This window comes from Clostridium sp. AF22-10 (assembly GCF_003478725.1).
Classification (GTDB): Bacteria; Bacillota; Clostridia; order Lachnospirales; family Lachnospiraceae; genus Otoolea; species Otoolea fessa.
In genome coordinates, this window is record NZ_QUFZ01000003.1 from 227,250 (window position 1) to 246,077 (window position 18,828).

Consider the following 18,828-nt stretch of genomic DNA (forward strand, 5'->3'; position numbering starts at 1 on the left):
CTTTTATCGTCCGCAGGTATCATTATATCTACATTTTCCCATAAAATCAAACATAATTTTCCCCACTTTTCCTACATTTTTCGACTGATTTACATAAAAATACAACATATGGTGCGTCCACTTTTTTTACCCCCATATGTTGTAAATTTTGAATTATATTTTTATTCGGACAGCCCCATTAAAATGGGCAGTGTGAGACCAGTAATGATACAAAACCAGGATTCAGCCACACTTCCAGCGCAGTTCCCATCCCCAGCACCAATAAAAGGATTAAAAATCCAGCCGTCCGTATCCGCCTCTCCTTTGCAAGCGCCCAAGAAAGAAGCAGCCAGAACACAGGAATATAAAACACCACCTGTGGAAATAACGTCGCCACAAATACAGGCAGTCCCCAAAAACCGCCCCAGCCAGTAAATCCTGCCAGCAGCCATGCCTGCTCCAGACCTAAGACGAGACAAGCACCCCACGCAGCCAGGCATGCGACCGGCGTCATACCTGCCAGCCACAGCATCAGCGCCATCCCTGACCGCTGCAGCCAGACCTGAAAAAACAAAGTTCCCCGGCTGGCTGCCTTCATTCCGGCGTTTAGATGCCACCCGGCACCCGATGGATCTCCAATTTCTTGTCCAAGCCTCGCTGCCAGAACACTTTCCAGCCCGGCATGTCCTCTCCCGGACGAAATTTGAAAACAAACGGCTGCTATCGTCCCCAATACAATCCCAAGGATCCAAAAAAACACTGATACATCCCAGGTACTTAAAGCCGGAAGCCGGAATCTCCTTTTCACATGCAATCCCTGCCTATTCCTTTGTTACCTTATCTGTATTCAGTGTTTTTTATAATATGCCTTTATATCTGCCTCTATATGCTGTTAGCTTCATGCGTCTTTCAGCGTTTAATCCATATATTTATTTCATCACAGATGCTTACAGTGCTTCGCTGATCCTTATTTTTACTTCTGTCCTGCTTTGCAGGCATACGCCAGAATCGCGGACACAGTCTTTCCATCCGTCAGTTCTCCTGCGTAGATCCGTTTCAAAAGGTCGGAAAGTTCCCACGCCTCTACCTCAATCTCCTCGTCCGGGTCAAGATGCTGATGGGTTTTCTTGAGATCGCGTGCCAGAAAAATATCCAGCGCCTCATCACAGAACGCGATCGTTGTGTTGACGCTCATCAGATATTCCAGATGGTCACAACGGTAGCCCGTCTCCTCCTCCAGCTCGCGGTACGCGCAGTCAATCTTCGCCTCATCCGGCGAATCCAGCTTACCAGCCGGAATCTCCAGTGTATAGCGGTCCAGCGCATTGCGATACTGACGCACCATGAGAATCTTTCCATCCTCCGTAACCGGAAGCACCGCTGCCGCGCCGTCATGATGGATAAAATCCCATTTTGCCTGATGTCCGTTTACCTCGACGGTATCTTCGTACATTTTCAAGATGGTTCCCTGATATTTTAACTCTCGTTTCAGGCGTTTGACCGGCACGGACTCCAGCGATGCCTGATTTTCTACTTTCTGTTCCATATTTCCTCACCCTTATATCCAGGTTCCTTCTGGGTTCTTTTTCAACATTTTTTCACTATTTCAGGTCGATGCACTTCTCATAGCATGCGTCACATGCCTTGATAACCGCATTCCGCAAACCATACTCCTCCAGGACGCTGACCGCATAGATCGTCGTGCCGCCCGGCGAGCAGACATCATCTTTGAGTGCGCCCGGATGCTTGCCGGTCTCGAGTACCATCTTCGCACTGCCGACAACGCCCTGCGCCGCCATCCGGTAAGCCACATCTCGCGGCATGCCGTACTTAACGCCCGCATCTGCCAGCGCCTCAATGAACATATAGATGTATGCCGGTGCACTGGAACTGATACATACAACCGCATTCATCATATATTCCGGAACGATCTCCATCATACCAAAAGATTCAAAGAAATTGCTGATCATCTGCTTTTCTGTCTCTTCAAACAGCTTCTTGTCGTAGCAGACACCTGTCATACCCTCGCCGATCAGCGCCGGCGTGTTCGGCATCGCACGCACGATACGGCGGTCACCGCCCAGCTTCTCGTTGACACTGTCAATCGTGATACCCGGTGCAATCGAAATAATAATATTTTCTTTCGTTACATGGTCCTTGATATCTGCCAGTACATTGTCATAAAACTGCGGTTTTATAGCTAATACGATATATTTTGCATTTTCCGCACAATCCTGGTTTGTGTCAACCGCCTTGACACCTGTCTCTTTCTCTATCTGTGCCACTCTCCGGCGGTTCAGATCCGTAAAAGTGATGTCTTCCGTTTTATATTTGTTCAGCAGGCTTCGCATGATCGCATAGCCGATATTTCCCATTCCGATAAAACCAATTTTCGCCATAATCTTTGTCTCCCTCCATCTGCCATCCGGCACTTCCCTGCCGGATGATCCTCCATTTGTTGTCTGACTGCAGCTGCTCTTTCCAACAGCCACATCTGGCTTTCTATTCAGCATCTTGGTAACGGTTCAATCTTCTTACCATTACGCCACAATAAATGCATGAAGCTGCTAAATAATCACTATTTTCAACTCTATCATGCTATAATACTCGTCTTTTGGACAGTTTGCAAGCAAAATTTCTCCGCCTGCCTTCACGCTCACGACCCTTTATTTTACCCTGCTCATGCAAATTTTCAGTCTGTCCAAAAAACAGAGTTTCCGTTTTCCGCTTCATGAAAAAAACCTGTATTTTTCTGTATTTCTTTCTCTCTCAAAAAAGATGTAAAGAATGTGCCTTGGCACATTCTGGCGTCTCGCGCGGTCGCTTGCGACATGTTTCTGCTTCGCGCGAGCGCGCATCCTCGCGGAGCGTTTTTTTGTTTCATAGGACGCAATTTCCCATGAAACAAAAAAGTCTTATGAATGTAATGTATCTTCATCCATAAGACTTTTATTTTCATGCTCAAGTTTACTCCATGCAGCCCTGCTGCCGGGTTTTATTTGGCGTACTCGGTAACTCTCGATTCACGGATTACATTGACCTTGATCTGTCCCGGATACTGTAACTCTTCCTGAATCCGCTTTGAAATCTCTCTCGCCATCAGAACCATATCATCGTCGCTGACCTGTTCCGGTACAACCATGATACGCACCTCGCGACCTGCCTGAATTGCGTAGGATTTATCAACACCCTTATAGGAGTTCGTGATATCCTCCAGCTGTTTCAGACGGTTGGTATATGTTTCCAGAGTCTCTCGTCTCGCACCTGGACGTGCCGCTGAAATCGTATCAGCTGCCTGTACCAGACATGCAATCAAGCTCTGTGGCTCTACATCGCCGTGATGGGCTTCCACTGCATTGATAACGGTTGCGGACTCTTTGTACTTCTTACAGAGCGCCACACCCAGTTCTACGTGGGTTCCCTCCTGCTCGTGATCGACTGCCTTTCCAATATCATGTAATAAACCTGCACGTTTGGCGGTCCGTACATCGACGCCCACCTCAGCCGCCAGAAGTCCGGCTAACTGTGCAACCTCAATCGAATGCTTCAATGCATTCTGACCGTAGCTTGTCCGGAATTTCATCTTACCAAGCAGCTTGACAAGTTCCGGATGGATACCATGAATGCCAACTTCCAGAAGAGCCGCTTCGCCCTCCTCGCGCATCATGTTTTCCACTTCTTTCTGTGCCTTCTCTACCATCTCTTCGATTCTGGCTGGATGAATCCGTCCATCCACAATCAGACGTTCCAGTGCAATACGCGCTACCTCTCTCCGGATTGGATCGAAGCCAGACAGGACAACTGCCTCCGGCGTATCGTCGATGATCAGTTCCACGCCCGTCAGAGTCTCCAGTGTACGAATATTTCTTCCCTCACGTCCGATAATTCGTCCCTTCATCTCATCATTCGGAAGCTGTACGACTGATACGGTTGTCTCAGCCACATGATCCGCAGCACAGCGCTGAATCGCTGTCACCACATAATCCTTGGCTTTCTTCTCTGCTTCCTCTTTCGCTTTCGCCTCGAGATCTTTGATCAGCTTCGCCGTATCATGCTTTACATCTTCTTCCACGGAACGCAGCAGATATTCCTTTGCCTGTTCAGAGGTTAAACCGGAGATCTTCTCCAGTTCCAGCATACCTTTCTCATAGAGAGCCTCTGCCTCCGCAGTCTTTCTCTTGAGTGCCTCCTCCTTGACATTCATACCCGCTTCACGCTTTTCCATCGCTTCTGCTTTTTTGTCCAGGTTTTCTTCTTTGCTCAGTACACGTCTTTCATAGCGCTGAAGCTCAGCTCTTCTTTCCTTTGTTTCTTTCTCAAGCTCATTCTTTGTCTTTAACGACTCTTCCTTCGCTTCAAGGAGAGCTTCTCGCTTCTTTGTCTCAGCAATTTTCAATGCTTCATCTATTATTTCCCTGGATCGTTCTTCTGCGCTTCCAATCTTCGCCTCATATGTCTTCTGGCGATGCTGGTTCGCAACGACCCAAGTAATAGCTGCTACAATAACACCTGTAACGATAACCGCAATTATTACTTGTGACACAGGAGCACCTCCTTATTTAGTTTTCATTGTACGAAAATACAATACTATAATTTTAAACGGTTTTATACAGTATGTCAAGCAGAATAAGCGCTTCCTAACCAGCTTCCTGGGACACCTTTAGACAGCGTTCTGTTCTGTTTTATAATACATTTGCACGTTCACAATCATGAAACAGAATCCATTCAAAATTATCTTTGGTAAATGACTCTGCGCCTGAAAGTCAACCAAGTGCATCCTCCTGCTCCTTCATCTCTCTCCGGATATCTTCCCATGAAAATCCCCGCCTCATCAGATAGGCAATGATCTTTTTTTTCTCCTCCGGCGCTGTCTCTCCCGCCCTGTAATGCTTCTTCTCAAGCAAGACGCGGATTGCCTCGCCCGAATCATGTTCTGTCTCTTCCAGCTGCTCCCGGATGATCTCGCGCGATATGCCTTTTCGCTGCAGGTAAAGCTTCAATTCCGCCTGGCTTTTCCGCTTTCCATGAACCTGCAGGTAATTCGCCGCATATCTGGCATCGTCCACAAAATGATATTCCTGCAAAAATCCAATCGTCTCCTGCACGATCGAATCCGGATACCCGTCCTGGAAAAGGCGGCGGCACATTTCTCCTTCCGTCCGGTCCTGCACCTTCAAAAGATTCAGCGCCCGCTCATGTGCCCGGCGGCTTAAAAGATCCAAAAGCTCCCTCTCCGTTCTTTTTTCCAAAACCGCGCCCTCACAGACACCGTATTTTTCTAATTCCCCATTATATAAAAGAAAGGCAAAGTCCTCATCCGTGAAAACTTTGCACTTTCTCTTATCCAGGGATTCTACGCGTTCAATCCGCATATACAGCCCCTTTTCATAGCTACAGTTCACACGCTGCCAGCTGTAACTTTTCCTGTTACTGTTCACACATATGTGCCCTGTAACAAGATTTTGCTCTATTTTTCGTCCTCTGCGTCCACTCCTACCGGCGGAAGCTCCGTCGGTGCTTCCTTGGACGCCTCCGGCATCATCGTGTCTTCGGAAAGTCCGTATTTGACACGTACCTTGTTCTCAATCTCAAGGCAGATTTCCGGATTTGCTGCCAGGAAATTCTTCGCGTTCTCGCGTCCCTGACCGATCTTGCTGCCCTCATAAGCATACCAGGCGCCGCTCTTCTCCACGATGTTCTCCTTCGCCGCCAGATCCAGGATATCGCCCTCACGGGAAATACCTTTTCCGAACATGATATCAAACTCTGCCTCACGGAATGGCGGAGCAATCTTGTTCTTCACAACCTTGATGCGGACACGGTTTCCAATCACTTCGCCGCCCTGCTTCAGAGACTCAATTCGGCGGACATCCATGCGGACAGAAGAATAGAACTTGAGTGCCCGTCCACCGGTCGTAACCTCCGGATTTCCGAACATGATACCAACCTTCTCACGCAACTGGTTGATAAAGATAACGATACAATTTGAACGGCTGATTGCTGCGGTCAGCTTTCTGAGTGCCTGCGACATCAGACGTGCCTGCAGACCTACGTGGGAATCACCCATCTCGCCGTCAATCTCTGCCTTCGGAACCAGTGCGGCAACCGAGTCCACAATCACGATATCGATCGCACCGGAGCGCACCATCGTCTCGGTAATCTCAAGCGCCTGCTCGCCGTTGTCCGGCTGGGAGATATACAGATTATCGATATCAACACCGATCTTCTTCGCATATGCCGGATCGAGTGCGTGCTCTGCATCGATAAATCCAGCGATACCGCCTCTCTTCTGTACTTCTGCCACCATATGCAGGGCAACCGTCGTCTTACCACTGGACTCAGGTCCGTATACCTCGATGATTCGTCCCTTCGGAACACCGCCCAGTCCCAGTGCAATATCCAGGCTCAAGGAGCCGGTCGGAATCGTCTCTATATTCATATTCGCACCAGAATCACCCAGCTTCATCACTGAGCCTTTTCCGTATGCTTTCTCAATCTGTGTCAACGCAGCATCCAATGCTTTCAGCTTGTCTTCTTTATTCATCTTTCCCTCCAAAGCGCCGCTCCGCGGCCAATCACGAACAAATGTTCTAAACTTAGCTCTATCATAGCGGATCCGGCTGTAAATGTCAACTGTTTTCTTTTGGTTTTCCCCCGGACGCACTGCAGGATGCTGCCGGATCTATAACCTGATTCTGCGATTCAAAGTATCTACAATTATATCATTTTCCGGCTGGTTCTGTCTATTATTTTGACGAGAAAAGCTGCTGCCAGAACTGTATCGTACGGAATTTTCAGTTCAGAAAATTCCTACCTGTGAACAGTTAGCCGCCATTACTGTTCACACAAAACCTTCCGTTGCAAAAATGCCTGCCTGTACACGCCATCTGGCACCGCCCCGCTTCTACTCTAACAGCCGCCCGATATCCAGCGCCCCCCAGCCCTGTTGGTTGCGCGGCAACCCCAGATCCACTGCCCGCTCTTTAAAGCGAAGCTTCACATCCCGGTTCGTCATGTCCGGGTTCTGCTCCAGCAGAAGCGCCGCCGCCCCCGCGACAAGCGGCGTAGACATGGACGTCCCGCTTTTAAAACGGTACCCGTTCCGCCGCAGGTTACAGCTCACAATCCGTGATCCAGGCGCCACAATGTCCGGCTTGCAGATACAGGCGTCCGTCGGACCCCGCCCCGAATAGTCCACCATCCGGCTGCCTGCCACCTCTACCTCCCGGTCATCATCCGCACATCCCACCGTGATGACCTTCCGGCTAATCCCCGGCGTTGTGATCGTGTGCGCGGCTGGACCATTATTTCCCGCTGCCACCACGACCACATACCCGGCATCCCACGCCGCATCGACACCGCGCACCAGCGCCGAATCTTCGCTCATTCCCTTCGGTGTAAAGGAGCCAACCGATATATTGATAATCCGGATCCCGTACTGGCTGCCATTCTGGCGCACCCAGCGAAGCCCTGCCAGCACATCCGATACATACCCATTTCCCCTCTGATCCAGCACTTTCAGGCAGACCAGCTGCGCCCCCGGCGCCACACCCTGATAGCGTCCCGCCGACGCCGTGCCGCTGCCGGCAATCATCCCTGCCACATGCGTTCCATGCCCATTGTCATCATACGGCTGCTGTTTTTTCTTAAGGAAATCCCGAAATCCGTAAACGCAATTTTCCAAATCCGGATGCAGAAATACCCCTGTGTCCAGGATCGCCACCCCGACGCCTTTTCCTGTCAGTCCTCGTCTGTACGCCTCATTGCAATGAATCCATTCTCTCGCCCGGTTCACAGGAAAAAGCCCCCATATTCTTCCCTTACTGTTAGAATATGGGGGCTTTCGCCGTATGTGAATGCAGCCTCTTATTTGTGGAAGCTGTAATAGACGGTTCCGCCTGCCAGTCCACCGCGGAACTGCGCCAGCTCACTGACCGTCACCAGCTGATAGCCACGCTCCACAAGCGCCGGAATGATCGTGACTGCCGCGTCACCGGAAGCATTGTAAAGCTCATGCATCAGAACCACCGAGCCATCTTTTACCTGGTTTAACACGGTCTGCACCGATGAAGCCGCATTGCGCGTCTTCCAGTCCAGCGTATCCACATTCCAGAGTACGATCGGCTGGCTGATATTGGCAAGCACAGTGCTGTTTTTTCCACCGCCCGGAAGACGGACTGTTTTCGGTGCCTCGCCTGTGATCGCGGCAACCGCCTGATTGCAGGCCTCCACCTGCTGACGAATCTCCTGTGCGCCTAACTTCTGGAGATACTTGTGATCCTGCGTGTGATTTCCAATCTCATGCCCATTGGCATACATCCGCTGAATCTCACTCTTATAGGAATTCACACGGTTTCCGACCACATAAAAGGTCACACGGCCGCCGTACTGCTCCGCGCAGTCCATGATGCGGTTTCCAACCGGGGCATACGGACCATCATCAAAGGTCAGTGCCACCATCGGTGCATTCGGATCGATATAACGACCGCCGCTGGCTACCATTCCATCCGGAACCTGGCTGTCCCCCTGCTCCGTTCCCTGTGTCTCAGAAGCAGTCTGTCCGTTATTTCCTGTCTCCTGGTTCTCTGTTGTCTGCTGTCCTTCCGCTGCGCCAGCATGATTCTCGCTGCCAGCAGCCGTCTGTGCATCCCCCGCCTCATTCTGGGAACCGGACGCCTGCTCCCGCCTCTGAATCAGCTCCATATCCGATGCCGGTCCGGACGGCACATCATCCGCATACGCCGCAAACGACGCCCCTACCGTACAGACCGCCGTAAGTAACAGTGCTGCTGCTCTCATTTTCCATGTTTTTCTCATACCGCTCCAAACCCTCCAAATTGTTTTCTTTTTCTTCTGCCATTCCGATGCAATTTGGAACAGCTGACCATGTTAAATGCTCACGTATAATGGTTTTATTATATCACACTCGTCCTTTATTAAGAACACTTCGTCCCCATTTTACTTCTTACATTTTTCTGACAAGGTTAGTGTTCACGCATACGTGCCCGGTAACGGAATTTGCCGTGGTTTCGCATTTAAATACGGCAAATTCCTGCTGCCTCCACGTTCTCTTATGACGCTTTCGATCCCAAATGTGCCTGCCTGTAAACAGCTCCAAAGAATATTCATAAGTATTTTTAATAAATATTTCATATTGTGTAATACACCTAATATATGCTATGATAAAAATGATGTCGTTACGCATCACAACGCGTGCAACGTAACACATGGAGTTTATTGACAAAAGAGTTGAAAGGAAGTAACAAATGGGCGGATTTTTTGGTGTCACATCAAAAACAAACTGTACACTGGATCTTTTTTTTGGTACGGACTATCATTCCCATCTGGGAACACGACGCGGTGGTATGGCGGTTTATGGAGAAAACGGTTTCAGCCGTTCTATCCACAATATCGAGAATTCCCCGTTCCGTACAAAATTTGAGCACGATGTCGATGAAATGCAGGGTAACATGGGCATCGGCTGTATCTCAGATATGGAACCGCAGCCTCTGTTAATTCAGTCGCACTTAGGAAGCTATGCCATCACCACAGTCGGCAAGATCAATAATGAAAAAGAGCTGATTCAGGAAGCATTTAAGAACGGGCATATTCATTTCATGGAAATGAGCGGCGGCAAGATCAATGCAACCGAGCTGGTCGGCGCCATCATCAGTCAGGCAGATTCCCTTGTTGAAGGTCTGAAACTGGCACAGGAAAAAATCAAGGGTTCCATGACCATTCTCCTGCTGACCCCGGAGGGCATCTATATCTCCCGTGACCGCCTCGGACGTACCCCGGCGATCATCGGACGCAAAGATGGTGCGTTCTGTGTTTCCTTTGAAAGCTTTGCATACATCAACCTTGGATACACGGACTACAAAGAACTGGGGCCGGGCGAGATCGTCCGCATGAACGCCGATGGCGTAGAGGTACTCAGCCCGGCTCGCAAGGAAATGAAAATCTGTTCTTTCTTGTGGGTTTACTACGGTTATCCGACCTCCTGCTACGAAGGAATCAACGTCGAGGAAATGCGGTACCACTGCGGTCGTATGCTTGCCAAACGCGATCAGTCCGACGCCGATCTGGTAGCCGGCATCCCAGATTCCGGTATCGCGCATGCAGTCGGCTACGCCAATGAATCCGGCATTCCATTTGCCCGTCCATTCATTAAATATACCCCAACCTGGCCGCGTTCCTTCATGCCGACCACCCAGAGCCAGAGAAACCTGATCGCACGTATGAAGCTGATCCCGGTAGACGCCTGATCCGCGACAAGAGCCTGCTCTTAATCGACGATTCCATCGTCCGCGGCACCCAGCTCGGCGAAACAACCGAATTCCTGTATCAGAGCGGTGCCAAAGCAGTACATATCCGTCCGGCTTGTCCGCCGCTGCTGTTTGGATGTAAATATCTGAACTTCTCCCGCTCCAATTCCGAGCTGGACCTCATCACACGCCGCATCATCCGCGACCGTGAGGGCGACAATGTTTCCCCGGAGCTTCTGGATGATTATGCAAACCCAGACAGCCAGAATTATAAGGAAATGGTCGAAGAAATCCGTAAACGCTTAAACTTTACCTCCCTGCAATTCCACCGCCTCGACGATTTAATCGAATCGATTGGTCTGGAACCGTGCAAGCTGTGTACGTATTGCTGGAACGGAAAAGAATAATGTTGTAGAATACGTTTCTATGATAACCAAAATGGCAGCCCATCAATTTCTGCTGATGAGCTGCCATCTTTATTCTGTTAATTCTCTGCCAATCGTTTTGTTACTGTACACGCATACGTGCCCAGTAACGGAATTTGCCGTGGCTTCGCATTTAAATACGGCAAATTCCTGCTGCCACCACGTTTTCTTACGGCACTTTCGGTTCCAAAAGTGCCTACCCGTGTACAGTAACATCGTTTTATCAGCACCGTGCCTTTATGGTATATACAAGCACACCGCCAATACCCACATCACTTCTGCCCTGTCACCATCATATAACGGTTATGTGCGTCCTTCAGACAGGCAATGAGCGGCTTCTGAGTCAGTGCAAAATACCTTTCCCGGATGCTCTGCTGCATCTCGTCCAAATCTGTTTTCAAGCTCTTTCCAAGCAGCATCGACACAACAAAATTGCGCGTCACCGACAAAATCGTATTACACTCCAGATCAAGAATCTTTCCCGTCGTCCGTTCTACCACAAAACTCACATAAAACTCGCCGTGCAGGCTGTAAATCGCGTCCTCCTTGCTCGGTTTCGCCTGACCGACCACCAGAATGGTATCATCCTTATACATTATATCGTTTCCCCTTTTCTTCGGAACTACCTTGATAAAAGCAGTTTCATCCATATACTGGTTTTATGATACCATGTTCTTAGGAAAGGTACAAGCTACGCTTCCTCGGAACCATATAAAATATGTAGGATTACAATACATCGTAAAAGGAACAGAAGAAACTAAACGCTCTCACATTATTTTTACGGATGCCGAATGGCTGCGGACTGATCTTGAAAAATCAATATTTTTTAGAATTTCCCAGCCTTCGCAGCTTCCTCAATAGAAACTGTAGCCCCTTATTTTACTGGCTTTCTAAGTCGTTTTGTTAGTTACCAGTCTGTTACTATTGACACTTTCTACTTATTTGTGCCGCTTAAGCGTATGTAATGAAGCAGACGATACCAGCCGCCTTTAGTCTCTTTACCGTGGCTTCCGCATTTTCCTTTTTAGTATAAGCGCCTACCTGTACTTTGTAAAGTCCGTTAAGCAGTCTTACGAATACGTCCGTATGTCCGGTCTTCTTAATCTGCTCCGCCATAAGGTTAGCGCCTTCCTTTCTCCGGTAAGCCCCAGCCTGTACTCTGTAGTACTTTTTATCGTCTTCCCCGGCTGCTCCCGCTGCCTGGTTTTCCTTCTTCTCTGTTGTTCTGTCAAGCTCTGTAAGGTTATACTGTTCGATAATTTTAATAAGCTTTTCCGCATAGTCCGGGTCTGTCGCATATTCGGCAGTCTTAATAGCATAGCAAGCCTTCTTATAATCGGTTTCCCCGATTACTTCTTTATATCTCTTATTCGCTTTCAAAAAAGCGCTGTGGTCTGTAACGGATTCTTCCCAGGTATCATAAGCGCGGAAGGCTGTATTTTTTACTTCTACCAGGTTTACCCCGTCGTAACATTCTTTTGTATCTTTGCAATATACCTTACCCTTCCAGGATTTTGTAGCCTTAATCCCAAAAAGTGCTTTACCTACCGTAGCAAGCCCATTTGTTCCCCACCCCGCTTCCAGGATTGCCTGGGCGGTCGTCAAGCTTGCCAGTACTCCGCTTTTCTTCATATCAGCGGACGCAAGCGCGCCCACTGTTTTAATAAAGTTTTTCTGTTCTGTATTCATATCGAAGCCCCCTTATACAGCCGTCAAGCTTGCTACAGCTACCCAGCTGTTAATTTCCTTAAGCTTTGCTTCCTGTACTCCTTTATTTGTCTGTACCTTGTCTACCGTGTGTCTTTTGCCGCCCAACTGTGCCGCCGGGACTGCTTTTCCTCTGGTCGAAGATAAGCCGCCATATACTGCGCCGCTCTTAATTGTAACAACGCTTCCGGTTTTAATTTCCGGTGCTGCTGCCTGGCTACTTCCCACTTCCCGGCTGCCTTTCTTTAACCCGAACTGTGTAGCGATTGCATTAGCTACGGCTGCTGCAATCTGTGTCTTTTTAGCTGCGTATGCGCTCATATCGTCCTTATCGTCGATAAAGCACACTTCCAGCAGCGCGGAAGATACGCCCGCCGCCTTCGCTCTGTAGATTACTGTAAAATTCGTTCTCTTAACTCCGCGGTTCTTAAAGCCCAGGGCTGCGATACTCTGTACAATCTTCGTTTCTACCCCTACGGTCTTTTCTGCTGTAGTAACAAAAATCTCCGTACCTGTCGTCTGTCCGTTTCCTCTAGCGTCCGCTGCCCCGGAATTAAAATGGACTTCCAGTACATAGTTATAATTTCCGAAGTTAACCGCCAGCTTCCCGGCTTTTGCGTCTTTGTACGCGTTTCTTTCCGTCGGGTATAAATCTACCTGGGCGTATGCGCTCAAAGTCTTCTTAATTTCCTCGACCATGTAAATAGTCTCGTCTGCTTCTTTTCCGAACTGTGATACAGCGCCAGGGTCGCCCGCTCCGTGTCCGCTAATAAGTAAAATCTTCATGTTTCTTATGCTCCCTCTGTGATTTTTCTTAAAATGTCGTCTTCTGTATCTTCATCCGAAACCGTAACCGTATTATACACATAGTCGTATAAGCTGCTGTTTGATTCCAGCATTTTCTTAAACTTCTCTAATGCTTCGTCTAACAGTTCGTCGTATTTTTCTTCCGTAATAAACAGGGTAATAATCGGGAATCTTTCTACAAGCCAGTCCCATACCATAGCCCTTTTTACCTGTCCGGTCTTTCTCTTTAACTCCTTTTCCGCTTCCGTAACCATGTACAGCAGCGCGATTCTAATTTTATCTAACTGCTGCTGTGGTGTGAGTTTCAAAAAACGCAATACCGCATATACGGTAAGCCCCAATAAAACAACCACAATTACGAAAATTAACCAGTTTTCAAGAATCAATTTCAAAATCTCCATACTTCGCACCTCTAAAAGTTCTGTATTTCCGTTGGCTCTAACGCTTCGTCTATAAGTGCTTCTGTTTTATCCTTCATCTTTTGTATGGTTCTTTCTTTGATTTCTTCCGCCGGATTTTCTTCGCCCAGGTCGATAAGTTTTTTTATCATACCTAGCTGTATTTTTATACCATTTTCAAGCTGTACCGCTTTCAGATACCATATTACAGCAGCGCCGAACACGCCCCCGGCTGTCGGAATTATGTAAGTAAATACTTCTGTAGGCTTTTCGTTCCATGAAAATATAAGGGCTACTATGCAAGTGCATACAAATATTGAACCAGTGCTTAAAACTACCTTTTTCTTAAATTCCCGCTTCTTTGCTCTCACTGTGCGCTTAAACCTTCCAGGTCTTTAATTCTATGGTTTGCTACTTCCTGTTTTTCATCAAGTACCGCCTGGTCTTTTTCTAATTTGTACACCCTTTCTACTACGTTGTTGTGTTTGTCTAATTTTGCTTCGATATAATTAAGTCTGGTCTTAATCGTCCCGTATATCGCGCCGATAGACACCCCGTACACAACTAACTGAATAAGTAAACCTATCCAAAATTCACTACTCAAGCCTTACTAACTCCTTCCTACGGCTCTAACAGCCGTTCCAGGTCTTCACGACCTTCTTTTATATCCTCTATCATCATTAGTAACTGCTTGTCTTCGTCTTCCATGCTCCTATAGTTCTCTAATTCTTCCAGCAGCAGCCTATTTACTTCTGCCAGGTCTGCTATTATGCTGCTCTGTACCTCTACTACGTCCAGGTCGTAACGTGCTACGTTCGTAGCCTGTACTTCGCCTTCTTCCCTCTGGCTTCTGATTCTGTTAATTATCCGGCGTAATACTGCCATTGCCTATTAACTCCTTTTTCTTAATTTCTGCTTCTATTTGCCCTTTAATCTTCATGCGTAGCCTGTAAGTGTCCGCGTGTTTCGCGTGTCCTTCCCAACTCGCATATTTCATAAGCAACTTTTCTTTTGTTATTTTTCCGCTTCTGTAGGCTCTGATAGCTGCCCTCATGTGCTTAGGGCTACGCTTCCTTATCTTCCGGTAATCCTTATAGATACGATACCCGCAAAAATCAAAGCCATTCTTAGCGTTGATTATCTGCGTTTTCGGATTTAAGGTAAGCTTAAGCCGCTCGCCTAAAAATGCGTCTATCTTTTGTAACACTTCCGCCAGGTGTTCCCGGCTATTGTGTGCTATTGCAAAATCATCCATGTAGCGTTTATACTTATCTTCCTTCAATTCGTGCTTTACGAAGTTATCTAATTCATTTAATACCAGGTTTGCGAAAAGCTGGCTTAATAGGTTTCCCACCGGAAGCCCTCGCCCGTCTTCCCCGTAGCTGTCGATAATATAGTAAAGCAGCTTTAATAGGTCTTTATCTTTGAAAATCCCGCCTAATATTTGCTTTAATACTTCGTGGTCTACACTATTGAAATATTTGTGTATATCCGCTTTTAATATATAAACCTGTTTTCCTTCAAAAGATAGGTTTCTTATGCACTCCTGGGCGTAATCTGCCGCTTTGTGCATACCCTTATCCGTTCTACAGGCGTAGCTATGATAATAAAACCGTCTTTCTACAATCGGTTCTATTTTATTGTTTATCATGTGCTGCGCTACTCTGTCTCTAAATGGTAGCGCGTATATGTCCCGCTTCTTCGGTTCATACACTACAAAGCGCCGGGCTTCCCCTTGTCGGTATGTTCCGGCTTCCAGGTCTGCCACCAGGTCGTATAATTCTTCTTCCAGGTTATCCGTGAACCTTAGCACTTCTTCCCGGTATCTTTTGCACTTTCGCGCCTTTCTGTATGCGTCTTCTGCATTTTCAAAGGTCGCTATATCCTTTATTCCTATGTTACTTCTTTTCATCTTCTGCCGTTTCTGCTTCCGCCCTTCGCTCTCGCTACTAACCGGAAGCGTCCTTTTTTATGTTTGCCTGGTAGTCCCAGGACGGGCTATACGTTCTGACTATATGTAAATAGTCCTTGCTAGTAAGCCGTAGCTTGCTAAGTCTGAAAAGTCCATAAGTCACAGCCGAAGCGCGCGCCAATGTTAGCGTTGACATTCCAGGGGTAATTGTTACAGTTAACAGCGCGGCAGCCAGCGTTAACGCCGTTGTTCCATCTGCCGCCCGCGATAAGGCGAAGCAACGTATAGCCCATATTCCTAATTTTGTACTGATTTAATGAAGCCGCCTAACATTTTTCCTATTTCTGTTAGCTTTTTCGCGGCTACTCCGTATGTATGCCCGCTTATGTACTCCTGGTCGTAGGCAATTCTGATATAATACCGTAAAATCACTAATTCTACGTCCGCGTCGTATAAAAGCTTTTTCTTCGTCGTGCTTTTCCCGGCTCTAATGATGTACCGTAAAATATCCATGATACAATTTTTAGTATCTTTCTGTAGCGAAAACTTTTCACTTTTCGGATATTGTCTTAGCACCGGGTATATGTACTTTATAAAATCATACAGCTTTTCTTGTATCTCTAAATTGCTTTTCATATAATCGCCCTTCCTCTGATTCGCGATTATATCACAGCTATTTTGTTTTGTGTCGCCGTTCCTCATTGTTTCCTATATCCTGGAAATTTACCTTAAATTTTTACCGCGTGTGCGGGCTTCCGCCCGCACAAAACAGATTACAGACTGTCACAGCCGAAGCGCGCGCCAATGGCAGCGTGGACATTCCAGGGGTAATGGCAACAGTTAACAGCGCGGCAGCCAGCGTGAACGCCGTAGCTCCATCCGCCGCCCGCGAGAAGGCGAACAAGTCCGTAAGTTCCTTCTGTGTATGCCTGTCCGTTTCCAGTGCCTAATACGTCCTTCCAGCTCCAGGACTGTGTACCGTCGTATCTGTAGCTTAATTCGTCCAGCCATTCCCACACATTACCTACGCAATCTACGCAACCGATAGCAGATACAGCATTAACTACTTTACCCGTCGTAGTTCTGGCGGTATTCGTTGTAGCCGCCCAGGCGTTCGTATTATTGCCGTCTGCTCCCTGTGGGCTGCCGTATGCTGCTTGCTGCCATTCCGAATAAGATAACAAGCGCTTACCGGATTTTAAGCCCAGGTCGATAAAGTCATAGCTATTATGTCCTTCCGTTCCTGTAAGCGGTGTTGCATTGTACGCTGATTTCACGCCGCCTACTCCATTGCTGGACGCTAAGTAAATATCCACCCACAAGCCGCCACCAGCGTATACCATGCCTTCCGGGCTGCATTTCGGGCGGTGCTTTAACGTCCATACAGAACGCGGAACGATACCGGACGCTACATTAGATTCCCAGCCGCTGCCTTTCTCCGCTCCGGCAGTATTGATAGGAATAAGCTTACTACTTACCCGTCTTACCCTTCCATAATGGAAACCGCCGATTTTACGGCTTGTCTCTGCATTGTAGCCGTCCGGGTATGTACTGTTAAGACTGATTTTGTATACTTCGTCCAGGTCTTCGCTGCCTGGGTCGCAAATATAAACATAGTAATCTTTTCCCACCACAAACGCACTACCAGCGTCCAGGTTTCCGGTACTAAGTACTGTAGCGTCCGTTTTAAATACTCCTGTACTTCCGACCGTAACCACACACCCAGCCGTTACCGTAAGTGACGTAAGCCCGGAAGCGGTTAAATATTCCGCCGAAGGTGTTACCAGGTCGCCAATATTTGCCATTTTCGCAACCGTAAGTTTTGCCCTCGGGTCTTTGTTAATAAAATCATTACTTAAAAATCTACTCATATCTTGCTAACACTCCTTTGATACTGTCTAATTCTCCCTGGGTAATTCCCAAAGTGTCTAAGATATTTACCGGGCTTTCTACCCCTACTTTTTCTGCTGTTGTTTCCAGGTCGTCGTTAACTCCTATTACCGTCTTCTTTTCCTCTTTTGCTTCTCCCGTGTCTTCTTCCTGGCTCTGCTGCTCAACCGCTACATGCTCTACGCTTTTAATTGTGTATTCTTTGCCTTCGCACAATACCTTAGCGCCCTTTTTCGCTTCTGCCAGATAGTTAGTAGTAATGTATCTTTTGTCCTCTGAAATTTCGACCACTGGAACAAAGATATATTTTTCTTCTTCGATTCCGTTAATCACTTCTCTTAACTCTGCTGCTTCCAGTGTGCCAGCCTGTACCATTCCTAACAGGTTATAAATGTCTTTCCCTGTGCCGATTACTTTAGGCATATTACGCATAATCTCCCGCCTTCCTTATTCCGTTGTTTTGCTTAAGTACCCGCTTCCTAAGTATGATTTATCTAACCACGCTTCTTCCGCAAAATCGTTAAGCTTATCAATATTGTTATAAATGTCTTCTATTAGTCCTTTGTAATTTTCCGCCTTGGCTGCTGCTGCCGTTGCAACCTTTACGGCTTCCTGGCTCGCTGCTGCCGCTGCTGTAGCTTCTTCTTTTACCTGGTTCGCGATTCCTATAGTATCGTTTGCCGTTTTCATAGCTGTAGCAGCTAAAATAGTCGCTTCTTCTACGGTATCTTTTGATTTTTCCACTTCTTGTAATGCGTTTATGATTGCCTTGTACTCTATCGTACTGGCTATCTTATCGCCTACGATTACCGCCGTATCTACCTTTATATTAAAAGTCCAGGAAGCTATATAGCTTTCCTTTTCGTAGACGCTTATAGCGCACTCTGCATATCCGGCGGCGGCTGTCATTTGTTCGGTAATCTCTGCTGTTATCAGATTTTCGACGTAAGTACAATCGTTTAAGATTTCTTCCCCGTCGGACTTCCTACACTCAATCCTTACTATTGCCCCTTCCGGCATTTCGTAAGGTTCGCCGTCATTCAGCAGCACTACTAACAGGTTTCGCGTTTCACTATCAAACTGTTTAACCCTTATAGTCTTTTCTACGCTGTGACGGGCGAAGTCAAATACTAGCCTTCCTACTACCACTTTGCACCGTCCTTACTCGCTCAAATAGCAATTATTTACATAAGACAAGTCTAACCAGGCTTCGCTACTTTGTCCCGCCTGTATGCTTGCATTGTCGTATAGTTCCTTAGTTAATTCGTAATAGTGTTGTGCATTTTCGCCCCCGGCTGCTGCCGTTTCCGCCGCTGTCTGGGCTTCCTGTGCCTTCGTACTGGCTGTCCCGGCTGCCGTCTCTGCTTTTCCCTGGGCTGTTTCCGCCGCTCCCCTGGCGCTGGCTGCTGCCTGTGCCTGTTTTGCCGCCGTCCCGGCTGCCGTCT

19 protein-coding genes and 2 pseudogenes are annotated in these 18,828 nt (G+C 47.7%); 1 reads left to right on the plus strand and 20 read right to left on the minus strand.

Annotated elements, in window-relative coordinates; translation table 11 throughout:
* Window positions 1-178: 178 nt before the first annotated feature.
* The 8 genes from DWX91_RS03640 to DWX91_RS03680 all read right to left on the minus strand — a co-directional run bounded on the left by DWX91_RS03640 (window position 179) and on the right by DWX91_RS03680 (window position 8,796).
* Complete coding sequence (locus DWX91_RS03640) at window positions 179-739, minus strand: hypothetical protein (RefSeq protein WP_147354380.1); 561 nt, start codon at window positions 737-739, stop codon at window positions 179-181.
* A 213-nt stretch (window positions 740-952) separates the two neighbouring features.
* Window positions 953-1,525 (minus strand): NUDIX hydrolase, encoded by a 573-nt coding sequence (locus DWX91_RS03645; RefSeq protein WP_118472100.1) that lies wholly within the window; start codon window positions 1,523-1,525, stop codon window positions 953-955.
* A gap of 55 nt (window positions 1,526-1,580) precedes the next feature.
* A complete protein-coding gene (gene proC, locus DWX91_RS03650; protein ID WP_022359673.1) occupies window positions 1,581-2,378 on the minus strand; it encodes a pyrroline-5-carboxylate reductase in 798 nt (265 codons plus the stop codon).
* Between the two features lie 596 nt (window positions 2,379-2,974).
* Window positions 2,975-4,522 (minus strand): ribonuclease Y, encoded by a 1,548-nt coding sequence (gene rny / locus DWX91_RS03660; RefSeq protein ID WP_107000340.1) that lies wholly within the window; start codon window positions 4,520-4,522, stop codon window positions 2,975-2,977.
* 220 nt (window positions 4,523-4,742) lie between these two features.
* Window positions 4,743-5,381, minus strand: a complete 639-nt coding sequence (locus DWX91_RS03665) for a regulatory protein RecX (RefSeq protein ID WP_207664027.1) — start codon at window positions 5,379-5,381, stop codon at window positions 4,743-4,745.
* A 65-nt stretch (window positions 5,382-5,446) separates the two neighbouring features.
* Complete coding sequence (gene recA, locus DWX91_RS03670; protein WP_022359677.1) at window positions 5,447-6,523, minus strand: recombinase RecA; 1,077 nt, start codon at window positions 6,521-6,523, stop codon at window positions 5,447-5,449.
* A gap of 360 nt (window positions 6,524-6,883) precedes the next feature.
* The gene (locus DWX91_RS03675) at window positions 6,884-7,774 is read right to left on the minus strand and encodes a S8 family peptidase (RefSeq protein ID WP_022359678.1); all 891 of its coding nucleotides are present in this window, start codon (window positions 7,772-7,774) and stop codon (window positions 6,884-6,886) included.
* A gap of 71 nt (window positions 7,775-7,845) precedes the next feature.
* Window positions 7,846-8,796, minus strand: coding sequence for a polysaccharide deacetylase family protein (locus DWX91_RS03680; protein WP_107000344.1), 951 nt, complete (start codon window positions 8,794-8,796; stop codon window positions 7,846-7,848).
* 449 nt (window positions 8,797-9,245) lie between these two features.
* Between DWX91_RS03680 and DWX91_RS03685 the strand changes: the two are divergent.
* A pseudogene (locus DWX91_RS03685) lies at window positions 9,246-10,651 on the plus strand (amidophosphoribosyltransferase).
* A 290-nt stretch (window positions 10,652-10,941) separates the two neighbouring features.
* On the opposite strand, the gene DWX91_RS03690 reads toward DWX91_RS03685, so the two are convergent.
* The 12 genes and pseudogenes from DWX91_RS03690 to DWX91_RS16540 form a co-directional block, all read right to left on the minus strand.
* On the minus strand, window positions 10,942-11,265 hold the full coding sequence (locus DWX91_RS03690) for a DUF3870 domain-containing protein (protein WP_118472103.1): 324 nt from the start codon (window positions 11,263-11,265) through the stop codon (window positions 10,942-10,944).
* Between the two features lie 355 nt (window positions 11,266-11,620).
* Window positions 11,621-12,358, minus strand: a complete 738-nt coding sequence (locus tag DWX91_RS03695; RefSeq protein WP_118538282.1) for a glucosaminidase domain-containing protein — start codon at window positions 12,356-12,358, stop codon at window positions 11,621-11,623.
* A gap of 12 nt (window positions 12,359-12,370) precedes the next feature.
* On the minus strand, window positions 12,371-13,162 hold the full coding sequence (locus tag DWX91_RS03700; protein WP_118538284.1) for an N-acetylmuramoyl-L-alanine amidase: 792 nt from the start codon (window positions 13,160-13,162) through the stop codon (window positions 12,371-12,373).
* Window positions 13,163-13,167: 5 nt separating this feature from the next.
* On the minus strand, window positions 13,168-13,584 hold the full coding sequence (locus tag DWX91_RS03705) for a phage holin, LLH family (protein WP_118510353.1): 417 nt from the start codon (window positions 13,582-13,584) through the stop codon (window positions 13,168-13,170).
* 11 nt (window positions 13,585-13,595) lie between these two features.
* Window positions 13,596-13,952: a hypothetical protein gene (locus DWX91_RS03710; protein ID WP_118510351.1), complete on the minus strand. Its 357-nt coding sequence runs from the start codon at window positions 13,950-13,952 to the stop codon at window positions 13,596-13,598.
* A complete protein-coding gene (locus DWX91_RS03715; protein WP_154314738.1) occupies window positions 13,949-14,185 on the minus strand; it encodes a hypothetical protein in 237 nt (78 codons plus the stop codon). The genes DWX91_RS03710 and DWX91_RS03715 overlap by 4 nt, the downstream gene beginning before the upstream one ends.
* Before the next feature lie 17 nt (window positions 14,186-14,202).
* Complete coding sequence (locus DWX91_RS03720; RefSeq protein WP_118538286.1) at window positions 14,203-14,466, minus strand: hypothetical protein; 264 nt, start codon at window positions 14,464-14,466, stop codon at window positions 14,203-14,205.
* A complete protein-coding gene (locus tag DWX91_RS03725) occupies window positions 14,441-15,493 on the minus strand; it encodes a reverse transcriptase/maturase family protein (protein WP_118538288.1) in 1,053 nt (350 codons plus the stop codon). The genes DWX91_RS03720 and DWX91_RS03725 overlap by 26 nt, the downstream gene beginning before the upstream one ends.
* 773 nt (window positions 15,494-16,266) lie before the next feature.
* Window positions 16,267-17,364, minus strand: coding sequence for an SUMF1/EgtB/PvdO family nonheme iron enzyme (locus DWX91_RS03735; RefSeq protein WP_118538290.1), 1,098 nt, complete (start codon window positions 17,362-17,364; stop codon window positions 16,267-16,269).
* The gene (locus tag DWX91_RS03740; RefSeq protein WP_147354381.1) at window positions 17,357-17,806 is read right to left on the minus strand and encodes a hypothetical protein; all 450 of its coding nucleotides are present in this window, start codon (window positions 17,804-17,806) and stop codon (window positions 17,357-17,359) included. Before DWX91_RS03740 ends, DWX91_RS03735 begins: the two co-directional genes overlap by 8 nt.
* 24 nt (window positions 17,807-17,830) lie before the next feature.
* A complete protein-coding gene (locus tag DWX91_RS03745; protein ID WP_118538294.1) occupies window positions 17,831-18,532 on the minus strand; it encodes a BppU family phage baseplate upper protein in 702 nt (233 codons plus the stop codon).
* Between the two features lie 12 nt (window positions 18,533-18,544).
* Window positions 18,545-18,828, minus strand: a pseudogene (locus tag DWX91_RS16540) (hypothetical protein); the annotation flags it as partial.